Below are 17382 nucleotides of genomic sequence, written 5' to 3'. Positions count from 1 at the left end.
GCAGTTTACGAGCCTTTGACTTGGTTTACAACATCGACAACGCGGTCGTGCGACGGGGTTGTCGCCAGTCGATGCCTTCCAGCAACATCGATAGCTGCGCGGACGTCAAATAGATCTTGCCGCCATCGGCTTGGGGCCAGATAAATCGCCCATGCGAAAGTCGTTTTGCAAGCAGCCATAGTCCGTCATCGGTTGCCCAAAGGATCTTTACTAGATCGCCGCGACGCCCCCTAAAGATGAACACGTCGCCACCCAGCGGATTGTCTTCAAGTGCGGTCTGTACCTTCGCGGCCAGCGCCGGAAATCCGCTGCGCATATCAGTCACACCTGCTGCGATCCACACGCGCGTACCTGTTGGAAGCCCGATCACGATCGCACACTCTTCAGTACCGTACATAGTGTTTCGGCGTCGACCGCTCCATCGACCTTGACCATAGCACGTCCGATCCGAACTTCGATCGTGCCCACGCTCGCGGCGGGCTTTACGATTAGCTGTTCCTGTTGGACCGACGGTGTCGGAGTGACTGTGCCCGGCGCGTCCTCCACGACCGTCGCCGGAACAAGCTCGGTTGATACGGCGAGCTGCTCGGCCCGATATCGACGTCGCCACTTGAACAACATATTGGCGTTGATGCCATGCTCTCTGGCGAGTTTCGAAACCGAGACGCCCGGCTCACACGCCACTGCGGCCAGACGGCGTCGAAATTTAGGGCTGTGGTATGGGCTTCCTCTACGCGTTCCTGAGGCCAGCTTCTCTTCCGATCCCAAAGTGGTTCCCGCTACTTGAAGTGGTGAAAACCACTTTGGCGTCTCTGATTGCGCGAATCAGGACGGCCTTGCCGCGACGCTTACCGCGCAATGGCCTTCAGGACGGCATCTGTATCGCCAGCATTCACCGTACATCGACTCGGTGAGCGCACACCATCGCCTAGACAAAGCTTCCAGTTCTATCGCCCGACTCGAAAGCCAGATACAGCGAGCCGATCACCTCTGCATCCCTTCCATTACGGATCATCCGTGTCGTGTCCATTTGCGTGCTCCCACGAAGAATACAACGTACACATACCCGTTTTACTCCACCGGCTTCGCGCTCGCTGCCCTCACAGTATCTCGGCAATAGAGCGCCGTTTTATTGTGAACCGCTCCGGGAAACGTGGAGGCCGGCATGTTTTTAGGTTTATGCCGGTTCGGCGGCAGTTGCTGCAAGTTGCCGATTTTCACGATGCACATTGCAAACACGCGTTAAGGGGTTAGGTTTGCTCCGGAGAAGGACAGTCCCCTGGCGCACCTTTCTGTAGTGATGGAGCGCAAGAGACCGAAGGAAATCCCGCCGAAATCTTTGGCACCGCTTGCGAGAAAACAACCGTCGATATGCAGACGCTGGCAAGGACCACAATAGTTGGAACAACGAATACGACGAATGGGCGCAAATTTGTGCGTTGCGTTAGGGCTGGATTGCAATGGCCCATAAATTTTCTCCCTAAACATTGATGTGAGGTTGCGGTGATGTCCAGGCTCCTCGTGGGGCCCGTCAATGCACGGGCCGGTCAGAGTTCGCCTCTAATTACAAGGTATATCGCTCTCGCGAAGGTACCGATCCTCACAGCTAACTGGCGAACAAAACGGAGCACGCTTCGTTTCATAGCGGCTTCTGCCATAGGCCGTGCGATATGTTTGACAGAGGCTTCGCCATACGGCGCGTGCATAGGACCGAGGCCGCAGACTTCATTTCTTCGCCACCACCTGTTGGTGGGTTGAACCGGAAATCCGATTGGTTCGTACATCGGGATAGATTCCAACGATAAACGTGATGTATAGCAGGCCAGCAACAACGCCTGCGAACGTTCCCCAGAGGTTTCTTGAAAGACTGCCTCTCAGTAGTTGGATAGGAATACCTACGGCGAGATAGACAGCAAGGAACACGAGTGCAACCACCAACGGAGGCGGGGCCGCCGCCCCAAGAAACATCTATATCTCGTGCATGGAGGAATACCTTAGTGTCGAAAGCCGATCCTATTGCATTTAAGTGTCGCGCTCAATCCCGTGTGAATCGATTTACCGCATGCGAGTAGTCGGCTCTAGGACGTGAAGTCTGGGCATCTCGATGCATCGATCCGCGCGGACGGCGCGATGTTTTGACAAAAGCATGGGAAGAACGAATTGCGGCATCACGAGCTTTCTTGCGGAGCCACAACTTTTTTCTCCAGTCCTCAATTTCTATCGAAGTTGCGTAACCAGCGCTTCCGCTCCCTTGTCGAGTCCGGTCTTCGCTGCACCCAATGAACCAAATGCGGCAGGAAGGTTCATCGCATTCGGATACTGTTTCGAAACATAGGCCCTCAGCAACCGACCGCTGGACCCGTCATACACTTCAACGGCATAGGACACTGAGCCACCGAACATTGCCTTACCGCCACGAATCGCCTGTACGCCGTTATAGACGTTTCCACCGATACCGAAGTGGGTGAATTGGCCCACGAATGGTTTTGTCGTTTCGACACCGGTCAGCGTCAACCGTATCCGCAGCGAACTCGCGCTTGCCTGCTTCGCAATATCGAATCGCTTCGACAGTTTCTCCGAAAACGTTTTCGTCATGTAGTCGGCCAGTTCAGCCTTATTCTCAGCTTTCAGGTCACCAAATTGGGCGTCATATCCGTTATAAACGACGACTGGATCCAGAACGACTTGTGAATATCGGGACCAGACTACCGGCGCTGTGTACCGATACGGTACTTTGTCCGAATCGTCGTCCCGGTTTTGCGTCAACTGTGGGGAGGACGAGAGGCCAGAGTATGCGACAGGCTGGACACCGGCGCATGCGGATAGCGCCAGCACGGTGGAACCTGCGAGAAGAATAGGGAGGATATTGTATTTTACCATTTTCGTATTCCTTAGAGATCAGGTTAATGTTTAGAAAGACTGGCAGAGTGCCCGTTGAAGCCTTCTCGTCTCGCTCCACACGCTCTAGAACCAGACATGAGAATATAGATAACCGAAGAGGCGCTTCTAACGTTGTGGGTGAAAACATGAACTGCGGCAGAAAGATAACGAGCAGAAATCGTGTCGACGAGGTTCAATGTGTCTGATTTACGCCGGGTCTGATCTGCATGGCCAGCGCGTTCGCGCTTCCTGTCAGGAAACGTCTTGCCGCGTTGATCGCGCCGAAGGAAGTCGCGATAGCGATCGGATTCATCCTCTTCTCTGCTTCGTACGTATGCAGCAATCGATTGCTAGCCCCATCGTAGATCATTGCCTTGAGGGAAATTGCGTTGATCGATGCGCTCCTGCAGGAGCTCGCCGTAGCACTGGACAATTTCGCGCCATCTTGACACTGCGCTGGTGTTCTGTCTGAAGCTCCGGTCGAATGGATCCCCGTCAGGGTGAGCGCGACTCGAAGCACGCCACGTGCGGCGTAGTTCATAATTTCAGAGTGTTCACAGAGCTTCTCGCAAATAGTTTTTTTCATATGAGCACCCAGCTGGGTCATATCCGCGTTTCCTGTCCCTCCAGACCTGTCATGCTGGAATCGCACGATAATCGGATCAATTGCTGCCTGACGGTACTTTGACCAGAGGACTTGAGAGGCTGTCTTCTGTGTGGCGGGGGAGGGGACGAGCGTGATATCGGCCCTACTCCAATCGCAGGGAGTCTGTACGACACCCCGGCCCGAAAATAGACTTCGCTCGGTTTCGACAATGTGCGATGCCGGGGAAAGGAGATCCGTGGGAAATTCCGAAAGTGGCATTTGCGTTTCTGCTCCTTGTCTGAGCGGCCATTTTTTTGTGAAGCCCGTTCGCGTCAGATGCCGCGAGGTCGGGTAAGAGGTCCACCGTTTCGCAGCGGGTACGCGGCGAATCATTTCTGGAGAATCATGGCGGTGTCTGCTGCGTGCAAACTTTGGCCGCGGTTGCGATATCGTTTGCCATGGTCGCGATCGCACGACTGTATGCATTTACAATCACCTCGTAGCCCGGCCCACTGACTCTTTCTTGGGCAACGGTCCTTCCTCTCACCGCGTCCTGGCGTTCCGATGGCTTGACCGTCCAGATTGCCGTAAGCATTGCCGGGCCGAGGGATGCTGACTTTAGACTCTGAACGTCCACCGAAACACGACAGGCGTTCCCCGCCGCGCGCTGGGGGTAAGCCGAGACCATTACCCCCGGAAACGACTGAGTCAGGTCTGACGCTAGCACCCGCCCAATCTGCCGCTTCAGCGGCTCGGCCCACCTTGCAAACTCGTCAATGGATACTCGAGTTGCATCCGTGGTGGATACGATCTGTGGCCTGTCAATCAACTCGGGCACACTCACCGCATCGATCGTGATCGTTTGGACGTTCAACGGTTGCCGGATCACCTCTGCGGAGCTCAGGGTATAGAACTTCGTGGCCGGCGAGCTTGCGCAACCCCCGGTAAGGGTCAGGGCGAGCGCTGTCCAGAACAGCACGGCGAAACGGCTCATGGCTTGTCCTCCTGCTTGCCCCGGATCAGGGACTCTGGATGAGCCTCCAAATACTCGGCCAGCGAACGAACTGAAACCGCGGCACGAGACAGTTCCTGCATCGTCTCGGTTGTGTTCTGCTGGAAAGGCGAATCGCTCTGTAAGGCGCGATTCGCCGAGTCCAACGCCTGCCGGGCGGCTGCCATGGTCGATTTTGCGTCGGGTGCGACCTCCATATTCACTGTCTTCAGGACCGCATCGGCGTCAGCCAGCGTTTTACGCAGGTCCGAACTGATCCCGTCGAACGGAATCGCGTTGAGCTTTGTTATAAGACTTGTGATCGAGTCCTGCAGCGTCTGCAGATTTCCCGGCACCGTGGGTAACTGCGGTGTGGCGGCGTTCCAGTCCACGGTGGCCCTTGGGGCCTTTGGGAAGAAGTCGATGGCTACATACAGCTGCCCCGTGAGCAGACTTCCCGTACGCAGTTGCGCCCGCATTCCCTGTGACACCAGATAGTCCGCGAACTGTCTGTGCGCCGACTGGCGGGTCCCAATGTGCGGGTCCCAGCTTCGACGCGGGATCAGGCGCTCCGGATAGAGGTTGACTTCAACCGGAATACTGAATTCCTTCCGAACCGGATCGAAGTGCGCGGAAATTTCCGACACCTCACCGATAACGATCCCGCGGAAGTCCACCGGAGCGCCAACGCTCAGTCCGCGTACGGACTCCTTAAAGTTCAGCACATAACTGTCAACGGTCGCGTCCTGTCGTTTCATTGCCGCTGCCCGATTCGCGAAGAGCGTGTACCGGTAACCTGCGACTGCTTCCGTGGCAGTGGTCGTGTCGGGCGGATTTTCGAACGCGAGGCCACCTGTCAGGATCGACGTCATGGACTCCGTGTCGATCTTCACGCCTGTGGTGTCCAGCGTTACGTCCACACCGCTCGCGTGCCAGAAGCGCGAGTCGCTCGTCACGAACCTGTCATATGGTGCGTTGATGAAAACATGCAGCGTCATGCCTTTGCCATCGGAATTGAGTTCATATGAGATGACCTGCCCGACCTGAAGCCGCCGGAAGTAGATGGGGGAGCCGTTATCGAGCGAGCCGATGTTCGTGCTCATGAGCACGAACTCCCGGCCGGGTGCACCGGAGGAAATGGCCGGAGGCGATTCGAGACCCACAAAATCACGACGGGCCGTAATTGATGTACCAATATCCATGCCGATATGAGAGCCAGAAATCAGGGTAGTGATACCCGAGACAGTTCCCCCAGCAATGCGCGGTCGCACAACCCAGAAACGCGTGCCCTCAACGAGCATGCTCGATGCATTCCGTGACATTTCAGCGCTGGCAATCACGGTCTTATGATCGTCCGATAGCGTCATGCTCCTGACCACGCCGACGTCAACGTTCTTGAACTTGACCCGGGTTCTGCCGGCCTCAATGCCGTCTCCTGTGGCAAAACGGATTGTGACGGTGGGACCACGCTGCATGGCTGATTGCGTTGTTATCCATCCAGCGATCAGTACTGCTACGATTGGAACGAGCCAGACCAGTCGAAGCGCCCACTTCGACCCCGTGGCCGTGACGGCCACCGGAAACTCGCGTCTCGTCTCGGGATCATCTTTTTTCTCGGGGAGATTATTCACCTTCTTTCTCCACGGCATCCCACATCAGCCTTGGATCAAATGACTGGGAGGCAAGCATGGTCAGCACGACGACTGCGCCGAACGTAATGACGCCGGGCCCCGGCGCGATTGTCGCAATCTGACCGAACTGGACAAGTGCGACCAGAATCGTAATGACGTAGAAATCGAGCATCGACCAGCGGCCGACAAACTCAATGATGCGGTAGATGCGCGTTCTCTGTTTTGGGATCAGGGATGAACGCAACTGTGTGCTCGAGACGAGATAGGCCAGCGAGACGATTTTGAGCATGGGAACAACAATACTTGCGATAAAAACAATCGCGGCCAGCGGCCACGATCCAGACGACCAGAGAAGTACGACGCCGCTCATGATGGTGTCGGCCTGCGTGATGCCCAGGCTTGTGGTCACCATGACTGGCAACATCATGGCAGGAACATAGAGGGCGACGGCTGCGAGCAGGAGTGCCCAGCAGCGTGCGAGGCTGCTCGGCTTGCGCGGGTGGAGGCGTGCATTGCAACGGGGGCAGGTCAGATGTTCAACGGAAACATCCAGTTTCGACAGCAACCCACAGTCGTGACACAGGCACAACCCTGCGCGTGCAGAGGTGAGAATTCCCGTACCTGAGGCAGTCGCTGTGGAACGCCGCCCCCGTGTCTCGGGCCTTGCGTCCACAGGCATGTGTGCCCATACGTCGGAGAGATCGAACACCTGACCCACTGCTGCGAGCAGCAGCATGACTGCTCCAAATGCCCATAGGGCCGTTCCCGGGGCGACGGTGGCGAAATGTCGAAGTTTGACGAGAACGACCAGCATCCCAGGCATGAGCACCTCAATCATTGCCCAAGAAGAAACACGACTGAGAAAACGGAGTACGATCTTCAGTCCGCGTGGTCGATGGCCAGTCTGCATGGAGAATAGCAGGTACAGGATTCCGGCGATGCTCAGCAAAGGAATCACGATCGTCGTCACCAGAACAATTCCTGCGACTGGCCACTCCCCTTGCGCGTACATCGAGAACGCCGCACCAATCAGGGTTGTCTCGACGAGCTCACCCCCAATCCAAAGGCCGACGATCGGGAAGGAGCATGCGAGTACAAACAGAACTGCCGCCGCAACAGCAAAAGCGAGGGGGCGCTCGAAGCCTGGGGACGGGATCCGATACAAGACTGCAGCACATCGCCCGCACCGCGCAGTGCGACGTTCGGGTAGTACTACTTTCCATTGAAGTAGATCGCATTCGTGACATGCGGTTAACGTGGTTGGGTGCATCCCGTACATCCGATAGTGTGTCGCTAACTGGTGGCCTGGTAAAGACGGGCCGGTGGCTTGCCCGGACGATGGTTGCCATGTATGGCAGGGGACATTCGGTGTGCCCAGACGAACCGTTCGACTCATCCCGCCAGCAATGAAACATCGCCCTCGTTGGTCTGCATGCTGACTGCGCCTTGGCCATGGCGAGATCATCAGCAGCCGACCGCAAGACTACGCTCGACCGGCTACATCGTGATGTCCCTTAAATTGCCCCTCCGATATAATGTTTCCAGGTTGAAACATTCGGTCCAACGAAACGACATCAATCCCGGGTGCAGCTCGCGTTAAAATCAGGGATGACCAAAATGCCGCACGTACTAGTGGTTGACGACGAAGAGGACATCAGGTCCCTGTTGACCAGCTTTTTCCAGAAACATGGACACCAAGTGAGTGCTGCCATGGATGGAGAGGGCGCCTTTTCGATCCTGGACAGCCAGCCTGTCGACCTCGTCATCCTGGATGTCATGCTTCCCGGCGAGGATGGCTTCAGCCTGTGCCGGCGCATCCGCGCCACCTCAAGGATTCCGGTGATCATGTTGACGGCGGTTGCCGATCACGTTGATCGGGTTGTTGGCCTCGAGATCGGCGCGGACGACTATCTGGTCAAACCGTTTGATGCGAGGGAACTGCTTGCCCGTGTGAAGGCAGTTTTGCGCAGAACGGCCCAGTCGGACACCGTGATGTCTGGAACTGCCTTACGGCCTGTCCTGACATTCGCGGATTGGCGGCTGGATATTGCACGCCGGGAGCTGCGCTCGCCTGACAATACGATGGTGATGCTTTCGAACGCTGAGTTTGATCTTCTGCTTGCGTTCGTAGAAAATCCTCAACGTGTATTGACCCGTGACCAGCTTCTTGATCTGGCACGCGGGGCGACGCACGCTGTCTTTGATCGAAGTATCGATGTTCAGGTCGCCCGGTTAAGGCGCAAACTTGATACCGACGACGCGAAGCCTTCGCTTATCCACACTGTCCGTGGCGGTGGTTACATGTTCACTCCGGACGTACGGCGGGGATAAGATGAGCTTTAGGCCGCCAGACACAATCGCCTGGAGAATCGCGCTGACCGTTGGTTCAGCCATCATAGGCGTATTGACATTGAGCATTGCTGCTAACGAACTTGGCGGGTTCTGGGCGTCGCCGGCAGCACTCGAAAACGCCCTGCTAGGCAGGGTTGATGACATCGTTCGCCTGATAGACGCAGCACCTTCGTCTTACCGGGACACATTGGCAGCATCATTGCGCGTACCCAAGGTAAGCGCAAACTGGTATCCGGCGAAAACGGTTATTGCGCGCGACCTCGCGGTCGCTGCGACAACGCGGAAGATTGACCTAGACGATAAGATAGTTGGTACCGACGGTCACCCGCGCGCAATTGTTCGGTTCAACTCGGCTGACGGATTATCCGGCCATCTGCCATATCAACGTATCGCGCAGCAGAAGGTCGATTTTTTTGCCGTCCAGCTGAGCGATGACAGCTGGCTTGTTTTTACAGACGAAGGTCGTCAATGGGCGCTTCCTCAGCCCGCGCAAATTGCCATCGCGCTTGGCGTCGTCGGCATTTCCATTCTTGCAGCATCCGTGCTTGCCACGTATTTTTTGTCGAAGCCGATCCGATGGTTTGCAAACGAATTGCGGAGGCTCGGGAGCGACCCACGAGCCAGCGCGATTCCAGAGGTGGGACCCAAAGAACTGCGCTCAGCCATTTCGGCATTCAACGTCTTGCAGGCCCGGCTGCGGCAGTTCGTGGAGGAACGAACAACGATGCTCGCGGCAATGTCGCACGACCTTCGCACGCCACTCACGAAGATCCGGCTTCGGGGAGAGTTTATCGAGGACGACGAGCAGCGAGCACGACTGTTCCGCGACGTCGATGATCTGCAGGCCATGGCGGATTCCGCCTTGGCCTTTTTCCGGGATGACTTCAAGGATGAAGATGCGACGCTGTTTGACTTTGGAGTCCTGCTTCGTACGATAGCAGACGATTATGCGGATCAGGATAGACCCGTTTGCTATACCGGACCGGAGCGTTTCCCATTCAGCGGCCGGCCTCTCGCGCTACGGCGCGCTTGCATGAATCTTGTCGACAATGCGCTGAAGTATGGCAATCTCGCGGAACTTACCCTGACATACTCATCGACACAGATTGAAGTTGGGTGCGCTGACAGTGGGCCGGGGATTCCGCCGCATGCGTTCGAGAAAGTATTTGAACCCTTTTATCGGCTGGAACAGTCACGTAACCGATCGACAGGCGGCATGGGGCTTGGCCTGACGTCGACTCGTGCCGTGATACTCGCCCATAGTGGTCGAATCGTTTTGCGTAATCGTGCCGAGGGCGGCCTTGATGTAAAAATCACGTTTCCGCTGGCTTGAGCCCCATCGCTAGCATGACGTTGCGCTGACCACACTCTCCGCGATCCACCACCCGGAAAGATGCGATAGGTGTTATAGCCCACCGATGATTACACGAAGGGGATGGAGGTGGCATCTGACCGAGCCATGCGCCCAGCTAGCTGGCCGAAGAAGCCGCCGCGTGGACGTTTCGACCGTGCTTCCCGTTACGTTCTTCGGTACATTTTCGTACATACCCTGTAGGCGAAGAAAAATGCTATGAGCATAGCCTGAATTGGCAGCCCGGAAATTTTTGCGGGCCCATCTTAAATGCGACGTGCGCCATGCGTATTCGGCGCTGACACACCCTGCCTAGACCAACTTCTTCGGGCTCTGACGCGGAGGATTCTCTCGCGAATTGGTGCCTCCTCCAAATCCGGGGCGGTCAATCTGGTGATTCTCGATGAGCTGAACCAAGGCTCGCGTATGAACGGTCAAGGTTCACGACGGCCAAGATCAATAGCAAGAATTTCGCGCACGGCAGCAATCATTTCTCTAGCGATTTCATCGACCCGATCCTTGAGCCGATCAACCGGACCCGAAATCAATAGCGCGTAGTGGCGCGCCGGCATGGGCAATGCCAGCGCGACGCCCATTAGGCCCGGCGAATACTCTTCTTTGCCAACGAAGTATCCCTCATTGATCGACTGCTTAATTTCTGCTTCGATCGCGTCTGGATCCATAAGCGTATTCGGTGTGTACCGGACATAGTCCGCACGCCGGAGCAAAGCGAGTCGATCGGCCGAAGAAAGTTGCGATAGCAGCGCGCGTCCCGCAGCGGTCGCATGCATCGGCACGCAGTTGCCGATCTGCGTCGTATAGCGGATCGGAAACGCCGACTCGTGCACACCAACGAACATGGCCTGAGTGGCGTTGGGCACAGCCAGCGCCGTGGTCTCGCCGGTCACCCTGGCGAGATGCTCAAGCAACTTTTCCATTTCGATCGGCGGCGTCTCGCCGCTGCTAATGGTTTCCACCAATTCCCGCCATCGCGGCGACGGATACACACCGCCTTTCGGTCTCGGCTCATAGAGATAACCGAGCGACTTCAGCGTGTTCAAGAGATTGAAGGTACTGGATCGTGGCCAGTTCAAGGACTCCGAAATCTCCGCAAGCGCCGCAGGCCGCTTGATCCGAGCAAAAAACTCCAGCAGTTCCAAAACTTGGGCGGCTTGTCTGACCTTTGTGTTCATCGTGGGAGGTGGATTGCGCGGTTGCCGACTTCACAGTTTAACAAGCGACCTCAGCCGCAATCCGTCGGCCGTTCCACGACCTCCTTCAAAGAATTCGCCCCGTGTTCGTCGAAGCCGCCACGCCTCAGTTCTCATCGAATGTCAGTCTCTCAGGGTTCACCCCGAGAGACGATTTGTACATGTACGTGAACAATTGATCCATGCCGCTGAATCGCCCGCTCGATTTGCTGATCGACACTTTTCACTAAACGATCGCCGTCGCGCCTTTGCCGGGCGTCGGCGTCCGCTTTGCCTCGGCTGTCCACGGAGCCCAAATGAAAGTCGCCACCACGCGAGAAAACGAGAGAGCAACCCCGTTCTGGATGCCGGCATGGATTGCCCGGCTCGATCCCGGCGGCAGGAAGACCTTCGTGGCTGCGTTCGGCGGCTGGGCCATCGACGCATTCGACTTCATGATCTTCAGCTTCGTCATCACGGCGCTCACGCACACGCTCAGCGTGCAACGGGGAGCAATCGGCCTGATCGGCACGGCGACGTTGCTGGCCTCGGCATTCGGCGGGTGGGGCGCGGGGATGCTTGCAGACCGCTTCGGTCGCGTCAGGTTGCTGCAGGCGACCATCCTATGGTTCTCGACCTGCACCATTCTCATCGGGTTCGCGCAGAACTTCGAGCAACTGCTCGGGCTGAGGATTCTGCAAGGTCTCGGCTTCGGCGGCGAATGGGCGATTGGCGCGGTGCTGATAGGCGAGACGGTGCGTGCAGAGGATCGCGGCAAGGCTGTCGGTTTCGTGCAGAGTGGATGGTCGATCGGCTGGGCCGCCGCGGCGCTGATCTACAGCCTGTCGTTTTCCTATCTGCCGGAGCAATACGCATGGCGTGCGCTGTTCTGGATCGGCGTGATTCCCGCGCTGATGGTGCTGTTCGTGCGACGCAACGTGACCGAACCGGAAATCTTCGTCAAGGCGCAAGCGGAGGCCCGTGCGAGTGCCATCCGCACCAGCCTGCTGTCGATCTTCACGCCGCCTCTGCTCGGCACCACCATCAAGGCGTCGGCGCTATGCACGGCGTTGACGGGCGGCTATTACGCGATGTCGACCTGGCTGCCGACCTTCCTCAAGGTAGAGCGCCATCTGTCCGTAATCAACACGAGCGGTTATCTTCTGGTGCTGATCGCCGGCTCATTCTGCGGCTATATCCTCGGCGCCTATCTCACCGACTTCTGGGGCCGCCGCCGCAGTTTCGTGGTGTTCTCGTTCGCCGCGGCCGTGTGTTTGTACCTCTATCTGAAGCTGCCGCTGACCGATGGCGAAATGATGGTGCTCGGTTTCCCGCTCGGACTCGCGTCGTGCGGCGTTTTCGCGGGGATCGGCGCGTATCTGACGGAGTTGTATCCGTCGGGTGTGCGGGCCACGGGTCAGAGCTTCTGCTACAACTTCGGCCGCGGCATCGGCGCGCTCTTTCCTGCGCTGGTGGGCTATCTGAGCGAGACCTCGTCGCTGGGCAGCGCAATCGCGATCTTTGCCGGCTGCGCGTACGGCGCCTCCGTGATCATGGCGATGCTTCTGCCCGAAACCAAAGGCCGGCCGCTGCAATAGCGAGTCGTCGGCTGGCTACCCAATCATGCAATCAAAGCGCAATCCGTCATGACGACACTGGCCTTCGAGTTGCCTCCGCATGCGTGCGACTGCCATACGCACGTGTTCCCCGATTCCCCGAACTACCCTTATTCGTCCGCGCGAAAATACACGCCTCCGTTCGCGAGTGTGGCGCAGTTGCGCGCGACGCTCCACGGCTTGCAGATTCCGCGCGTGGTGATCGTGCAGCCGAGCGTCTACGGCAGCGATAACGCGGCTACGCTCGATGCGGTCGCTGAAATCGGTCAGCAGCACGCACGCGCGGTCGTCGTGATCGACGACCATGCGACCGACGCCCACCTCGATGCGTTACATGAAGCGGGCGCGCGCGGCGTGCGGCTCAATCTGGAGATGCTCGCCGAGCATGATCCGGCGCGCTGCACGACACTCATCAGGCACACGGCCAGTAAGCTCTCCGCGCGCGGATGGCACATTCAGTTATATAGCCGGCTTGGACTGATTGCTTCGCTCGCCGACGTGCTCGGTGAACTCGATGTGCCCGTCGTGCTCGATCATTTCGCGCGCGCGAACGCGGCGGACGGCGTGCGGCAACCGGGCTTCGACGTGATCCTCGAACTGGTGCGGGCCGGCAATGCGTATGTGAAGCTGTCGGCGCCGTATCTCTGTTCGAACGATGCGCCGCGCTACGACGATCTCGCCAATATCGCGAAGGCATTGATCGAGGCCAATCCGGCGCGAATGTTATGGGCCAGCAATTGGCCGCATCCGAATCCGGCGCACGCCTTCACCGCCGACCGGGTCAGTCCGCCGGAGCAGGTGGACGATGCGGGTGTGCTGAACCTGCTCGCGAAATGGGCACCGGACACGGCCGTGCGCAGGCGCATTCTTGCCGACAATCCGGCCTCGTTATACGGGTTCCCCACCGGCGAATGACGCGCCGACGCCGTTGCGTGCGCCCCCTTTTTTAAAGGAGATTCGATATGAGCACGTTCGAAACCATTCCCCAGTCGTCCACCATTGTGCGCAATACCACGGAGTGGCTCGAGGCGATCACGCAGTTCGAGAAGCGCACGAGGCCGACCTTCTTTCATGCGCGCGCGCAGTTACCCGATCAAGGCCGGACCAATATCGTGCTCGGCGCGACGCATACGTTGAGTGTCGTGCTGAAGACGTATGCGAGCGGCGGCGAGAACGAACTGCATGCGCATACCAACGAAGATCACATGTTCTTCATCCTGCAAGGCAGCGCGACCTTTCGCGGACCGAACGGCGAGATCCGCATCGTTTCGAAAAATGAAGGCATCGTGCTGCCGCGCGGCTCGTTCTATTCGTTCGTGGCGGATGAGGGCGAAGCACTGGTGATGCTTCGGGTCGGCGCGACGATCGACGACACGAGCGATCCGCTCGCCCGCGTCGGAATCGACGAGCTGCCGCTGGATGGATTCTCCGAAGCCAACAAGGAAGTGCCGCTGGTGCTGAGCGACGCCTGGTTCGCGTAACGCGCCGGGCGACCTAGCGGCTTCGACGCAGTTTCATCGAGAAGGCGAAGTTATCGGATGGATAGTGCGCGATCGACACCTCGGCGATCGTGCCCGACGCGATGCGGAAGGTGCGGATCACTTCGATCGCGACTTCGCCGGGTTCGCTGCGCAACGCCGGTGCGATGTCGGCGGGCATCGGCGCCGTGCGCAGTGCCTGTTCGACTTCGACAATGCGCTCGCCATAGAGCGTTTCGATGAGTTCGAAAATTGGCCGGCTGTTGCGGTCGAGCAGTCGCGCCACACCGGCGTAATCCCCGTGCACGAAAACTTCCATCCAGCACGCCGGCTCATCGCTCTCAGCCTGATAACGAAAGCCTTCGATGCGCAGCCATTTGTCTCCTGGCGACGCGCCGAGCTGTTCGGCGAGCGGCGCGTCCGCCGTCACCATGCGCACGGAGTCGATGCGAAAGCGCAACGCTGAAACAAACGAGAAGAGATCGTTGATGGAGGCGATCTCGTGGACATACGAGCCGCCCGCACCGGGCCGAACCACCGTGGTCGCCGCGCCTTGTCTCGACGAGATCAGACCATCCTCGCGCAGACGCCGCAGCGCTTCGCGGACGGTGTGGCGGCTCACGGAGAAACGTTGTGCGAGCAGATCTTCCGACGGCAGTTGCGTGTCGACCGGAAAGGTGCCTTTGAGAATCTCGGACTTCAGGGTGGAGACGACCTGCACGTAAAGCGGTTCATCGCGTGAAGCGGACACCGTCCGGCTCCCGCGCGGGCGGCGGGTCCCGGTTTGACCCTTGAGCGCCTTGTCCGGCGTTGCTTTGCGCTGAACCAACGATGATCTCCCTGCCATATCGGTAACAGGTCAAAACTTTACCATGTGCCGGAAGGAGCAAATGAAAGGCGCGCCGCCGTTCTCACGCCCACTCGTTCGCCTACGCTCACAGCGTTTCGATGGGGTGCGCGTGCGCGATGCACTCACGCGTCCCGCGAGCAACGCGTTGACCGTCGTAACCGTCGATAAAAGCGGGACCGAGCGCGGTCGCGGAAGGACAACCGATCTGGCCGCACACGAGATCGAGTTCGTTGCGCAGGATGCTCAGCGCTTTCATCGCGCCGTCGACCCCGCCCGCGGCGACGCCATAAGCGGGCGCGCGCCCGACGAACACGAAACGCGCGCCCAGACACAGCGCGGTGGCGATATCGGCGCCGCGCCGGATCCCGCTGTCGAGCATCACGGTCATGCGATCTCCGACCGCATCGACGATACGCGGGAGCGCGTCGATTGGCGCCGTGGCGCGGTCGAGCTGCCGCCCGCCGTGATTCGAAACGATGACGCCGTCCACGCCGCACCGCAGCGCCTGGCTTGCATCGTCGGGGTGCAGGATGCCTTTGAGCACCAGCGAGCCGCTCCATTCCCGCCGGATTTTCTCGATCGCCGACCACGAGTGCGCGGCCGGCACCTGGCCCGCGTAGAAGCTGGTGAGGTCTCGCGCGCTGGTGTCAGGCGGCGCGTACTTGCGGTAGTTCTCCATGAACGGCAGCCCGGTGCGCAGATAGTCGACGACCCATGCCGGATGTCTCGACGCCTCCAGCATGACCGCGAGTGTCGGCTTGTAAGGACGCACCCAGCCGCTGCGGATGTTGCGCTCGCGCTTCGAATGCAAAGGCACATCGACAGTGACTACCAGCGTCTGCAGACCCGCGTCGGCCACGCGGCGAAGCAGGTCGAGTGTCATGCCGGCGTCCCGGCATGGATAGTGTTGATACCAGGACTTCGGCGCGATCCGCGCGATCTCCTCGATGGACGCCGTGCTCGCGCCGGAGATGACGAACGGCACGTCCGCGCGCGCGGCCGCTTCGGCCAGCAGGACATCGGCACGCGGCCGCACCATCGCGATCATGCCGGTCGGCGCAATCCCGAACGGCGACGCGAAGCGCTGTCCAAGCACTGTCGTCGACTGATCGCGCTGCGTGATGTCGACAAGGTAACGCGGCAGCAGCCGGTGCTTTTCGAACGCCCGTCGGTTGGCCGCCAGACACGCCTCGTCCTCGGCACCGCCTTCCAGGTAATCGTAGATCACGCGTGGCAAACGCCTTCTCGCGATCTTGCGCAGATCGTCGATGCTCAATGCTTTGTCCGGCCTCATGCAAGTCTCCTGAATAGTCGCGTCATCGCCCCGGATACGGATGCGTTCCATATTAGAAAACATGTACGTACACGTAGATAGATCACGTGGCAAAAAAAGTTTTGCACTGTGAAACTTATCTGCGAATTGTGATGCATAAAATGGTATTTACCCTATTCTCACGAACGCATTCACGAACTTAACATGTACGTATAACTTAACCCGTGACAATCGCATCAGGAGACCGTATGTACGCGCCGCCACCCGCCGTCGAAGCACGTGAATTCGTTGCAATCCCGTCTGAATTTCATGTGAAGGGCCGCCCTTCGGTCTGGGTCAATGTGCAACTGCACGGCGCCGAAGCGCCTGCTTTTCTGGAAGGTCCGTCATTCGATCGCGAGGGCAATCTATGGGTCGTCGATATTCCGTGGGGACGCGTCTTCAAGATCACGCCTGACGCGCGGGTGTCGTGCGAACTCGAATACGACGGCGAGCCGAATGGCCTGAAGTTCCACCGCGACGGCCGCGCGTTCATTGCGGACTGCAAGAATGGACTGATGGTGTTCGATCCGAAGTCCGGCCGGATCGAGCCGTTTCTCGAGCGCTCGCTGTTGCAACGCTTCAAAGGCCTCAACGATCTCGTATTCGCGTCGAACGGCGATATCTATTTCACCGACCAGGGACAGACGGGTCACCAGGACCCGACCGGCCGGCTCTATCGCCTCGGTCACGATGGCCGGCTCGATTGCCTGTTGAACAACGTGCCGAGTCCGAATGGGCTGGTACTCAACGAAGCGAGTCATGTCGTGATGCTTGCGGTAACTCGGGCGAACGCAATCTGGCGAGTACCGCTCGTGCGCGACGCGTTGGTGACAAAGGTCGGTACCTATGTGCAGATGTCGGGCGGCGGCGGTCCTGACGGCGTCGCGCTCGCGAGCGACGGATCGATCGCGGTATGTCATGTCGGCCTCGGTGCAGTCTGGCTGTTCGGGCCGACCGGGGAGCCGCTTCTGCGCATCAACTCGCCGAACGGACGCATGACGACCAACTGCGCGTTCGGCGGCGTGGACAACCGCCAGTTGTTCATCACGCAGGGCTCGTCGGTGCTGGTGGCCGATATGCCGGTAGCCGGCATGCCGATGTATTCGCACGCGCCGGCGGATGCCACGGCGGGACACTAGGAC

The 17382-nt window shown here is 58.7% G+C and carries 16 protein-coding genes; 6 read left to right on the top strand and 10 right to left on the bottom strand.

Features of this window, described 5'->3' with window-relative positions; all coding sequences use genetic code 11:
• Positions 1-25: 25 nt before the first annotated feature.
• The 7 genes from tnpB to ACYQ47_RS35470 all read right to left on the bottom strand — a co-directional run bounded on the left by tnpB (position 26) and on the right by ACYQ47_RS35470 (position 7358).
• Positions 26-397, bottom strand: a complete 372-nt coding sequence (tnpB, locus tag ACYQ47_RS35500) for an IS66 family insertion sequence element accessory protein TnpB (RefSeq protein ID WP_459909778.1) — start codon at positions 395-397, stop codon at positions 26-28.
• On the bottom strand, positions 367-684 hold the full coding sequence (tnpA, locus tag ACYQ47_RS35495; RefSeq protein WP_459909937.1) for an IS66-like element accessory protein TnpA: 318 nt from the start codon (positions 682-684) through the stop codon (positions 367-369). The genes tnpB and tnpA overlap by 31 nt, the downstream gene beginning before the upstream one ends.
• A 1533-nt stretch (positions 685-2217) precedes the next feature.
• On the bottom strand, positions 2218-2880 hold the full coding sequence (locus tag ACYQ47_RS35490) for a DUF3313 domain-containing protein (RefSeq protein ID WP_459909776.1): 663 nt from the start codon (positions 2878-2880) through the stop codon (positions 2218-2220).
• Between the two features lie 193 nt (positions 2881-3073).
• Complete coding sequence (locus ACYQ47_RS35485; RefSeq protein WP_459909774.1) at positions 3074-3745, bottom strand: DUF3313 family protein; 672 nt, start codon at positions 3743-3745, stop codon at positions 3074-3076.
• Between the two features lie 124 nt (positions 3746-3869).
• Complete coding sequence (locus ACYQ47_RS35480) at positions 3870-4460, bottom strand: PqiC family protein (RefSeq protein WP_459909772.1); 591 nt, start codon at positions 4458-4460, stop codon at positions 3870-3872.
• Positions 4457-6088: a PqiB family protein gene (locus ACYQ47_RS35475; protein ID WP_459909770.1), complete on the bottom strand. Its 1632-nt coding sequence runs from the start codon at positions 6086-6088 to the stop codon at positions 4457-4459. The genes ACYQ47_RS35480 and ACYQ47_RS35475 overlap by 4 nt, the downstream gene beginning before the upstream one ends.
• On the bottom strand, positions 6081-7358 hold the full coding sequence (locus ACYQ47_RS35470; RefSeq protein ID WP_459909768.1) for a paraquat-inducible protein A: 1278 nt from the start codon (positions 7356-7358) through the stop codon (positions 6081-6083). Before ACYQ47_RS35470 ends, ACYQ47_RS35475 begins: the two co-directional genes overlap by 8 nt.
• A gap of 347 nt (positions 7359-7705) precedes the next feature.
• On the opposite strand from ACYQ47_RS35470, the gene ACYQ47_RS35465 reads away from it, so the two are divergent.
• Both ACYQ47_RS35465 and ACYQ47_RS35460 read left to right on the top strand, forming a co-directional pair.
• A complete protein-coding gene (locus ACYQ47_RS35465) occupies positions 7706-8419 on the top strand; it encodes a response regulator (protein WP_459909766.1) in 714 nt (237 codons plus the stop codon).
• 1 nt (position 8420) lies between these two features.
• On the top strand, positions 8421-9773 hold the full coding sequence (locus tag ACYQ47_RS35460) for an ATP-binding protein (protein ID WP_459909764.1): 1353 nt from the start codon (positions 8421-8423) through the stop codon (positions 9771-9773).
• Positions 9774-10225: 452 nt separating this feature from the next.
• On the opposite strand, the gene ACYQ47_RS35455 is transcribed toward ACYQ47_RS35460, so the two are convergent.
• Complete coding sequence (locus ACYQ47_RS35455) at positions 10226-10984, bottom strand: IclR family transcriptional regulator (RefSeq protein WP_459909762.1); 759 nt, start codon at positions 10982-10984, stop codon at positions 10226-10228.
• A 314-nt stretch (positions 10985-11298) separates the two neighbouring features.
• On the opposite strand from ACYQ47_RS35455, the gene ACYQ47_RS35450 reads away from it, so the two are divergent.
• The 3 genes from ACYQ47_RS35450 to ACYQ47_RS35440 are packed head-to-tail and all read left to right on the top strand — an operon-like array spanning position 11299 to position 14078.
• Complete coding sequence (locus ACYQ47_RS35450; RefSeq protein WP_459909760.1) at positions 11299-12579, top strand: MFS transporter; 1281 nt, start codon at positions 11299-11301, stop codon at positions 12577-12579.
• 48 nt (positions 12580-12627) lie between these two features.
• Positions 12628-13512 carry an amidohydrolase family protein gene (locus ACYQ47_RS35445; RefSeq protein ID WP_459909758.1) on the top strand — a complete coding sequence of 295 codons (885 nt, stop codon included), beginning with the start codon at positions 12628-12630 and terminating at the stop codon, positions 13510-13512.
• A gap of 47 nt (positions 13513-13559) precedes the next feature.
• A complete protein-coding gene (locus ACYQ47_RS35440; protein ID WP_459909756.1) occupies positions 13560-14078 on the top strand; it encodes a cupin domain-containing protein in 519 nt (172 codons plus the stop codon).
• Between the two features lie 13 nt (positions 14079-14091).
• Here the strand turns inward: ACYQ47_RS35440 and ACYQ47_RS35435 are convergent, their stop codons facing one another.
• A complete protein-coding gene (locus tag ACYQ47_RS35435) occupies positions 14092-14826 on the bottom strand; it encodes a GntR family transcriptional regulator (protein WP_459909754.1) in 735 nt (244 codons plus the stop codon).
• Positions 14827-15010: 184 nt separating this feature from the next.
• Entirely contained in the window at positions 15011-16219 is a 1209-nt protein-coding gene (locus ACYQ47_RS35430; RefSeq protein ID WP_459909752.1) for an alpha-hydroxy acid oxidase, read from the bottom strand.
• 227 nt (positions 16220-16446) lie between these two features.
• Here ACYQ47_RS35430 and ACYQ47_RS35425 point away from each other — a divergent pair, with 227 nt between their 5' ends.
• The gene (locus ACYQ47_RS35425; protein WP_459909750.1) at positions 16447-17379 is read left to right on the top strand and encodes an SMP-30/gluconolactonase/LRE family protein; all 933 of its coding nucleotides are present in this window, start codon (positions 16447-16449) and stop codon (positions 17377-17379) included.
• Positions 17380-17382 lie beyond the last annotated feature (3 nt).

The sequence above is a fragment of the Caballeronia sp. HLA56 genome (assembly GCF_054655155.1).
The sequence above is the reverse complement of the archived record's forward strand: the minus strand, read 5'-3'. Positions and strand labels throughout refer to the sequence as shown.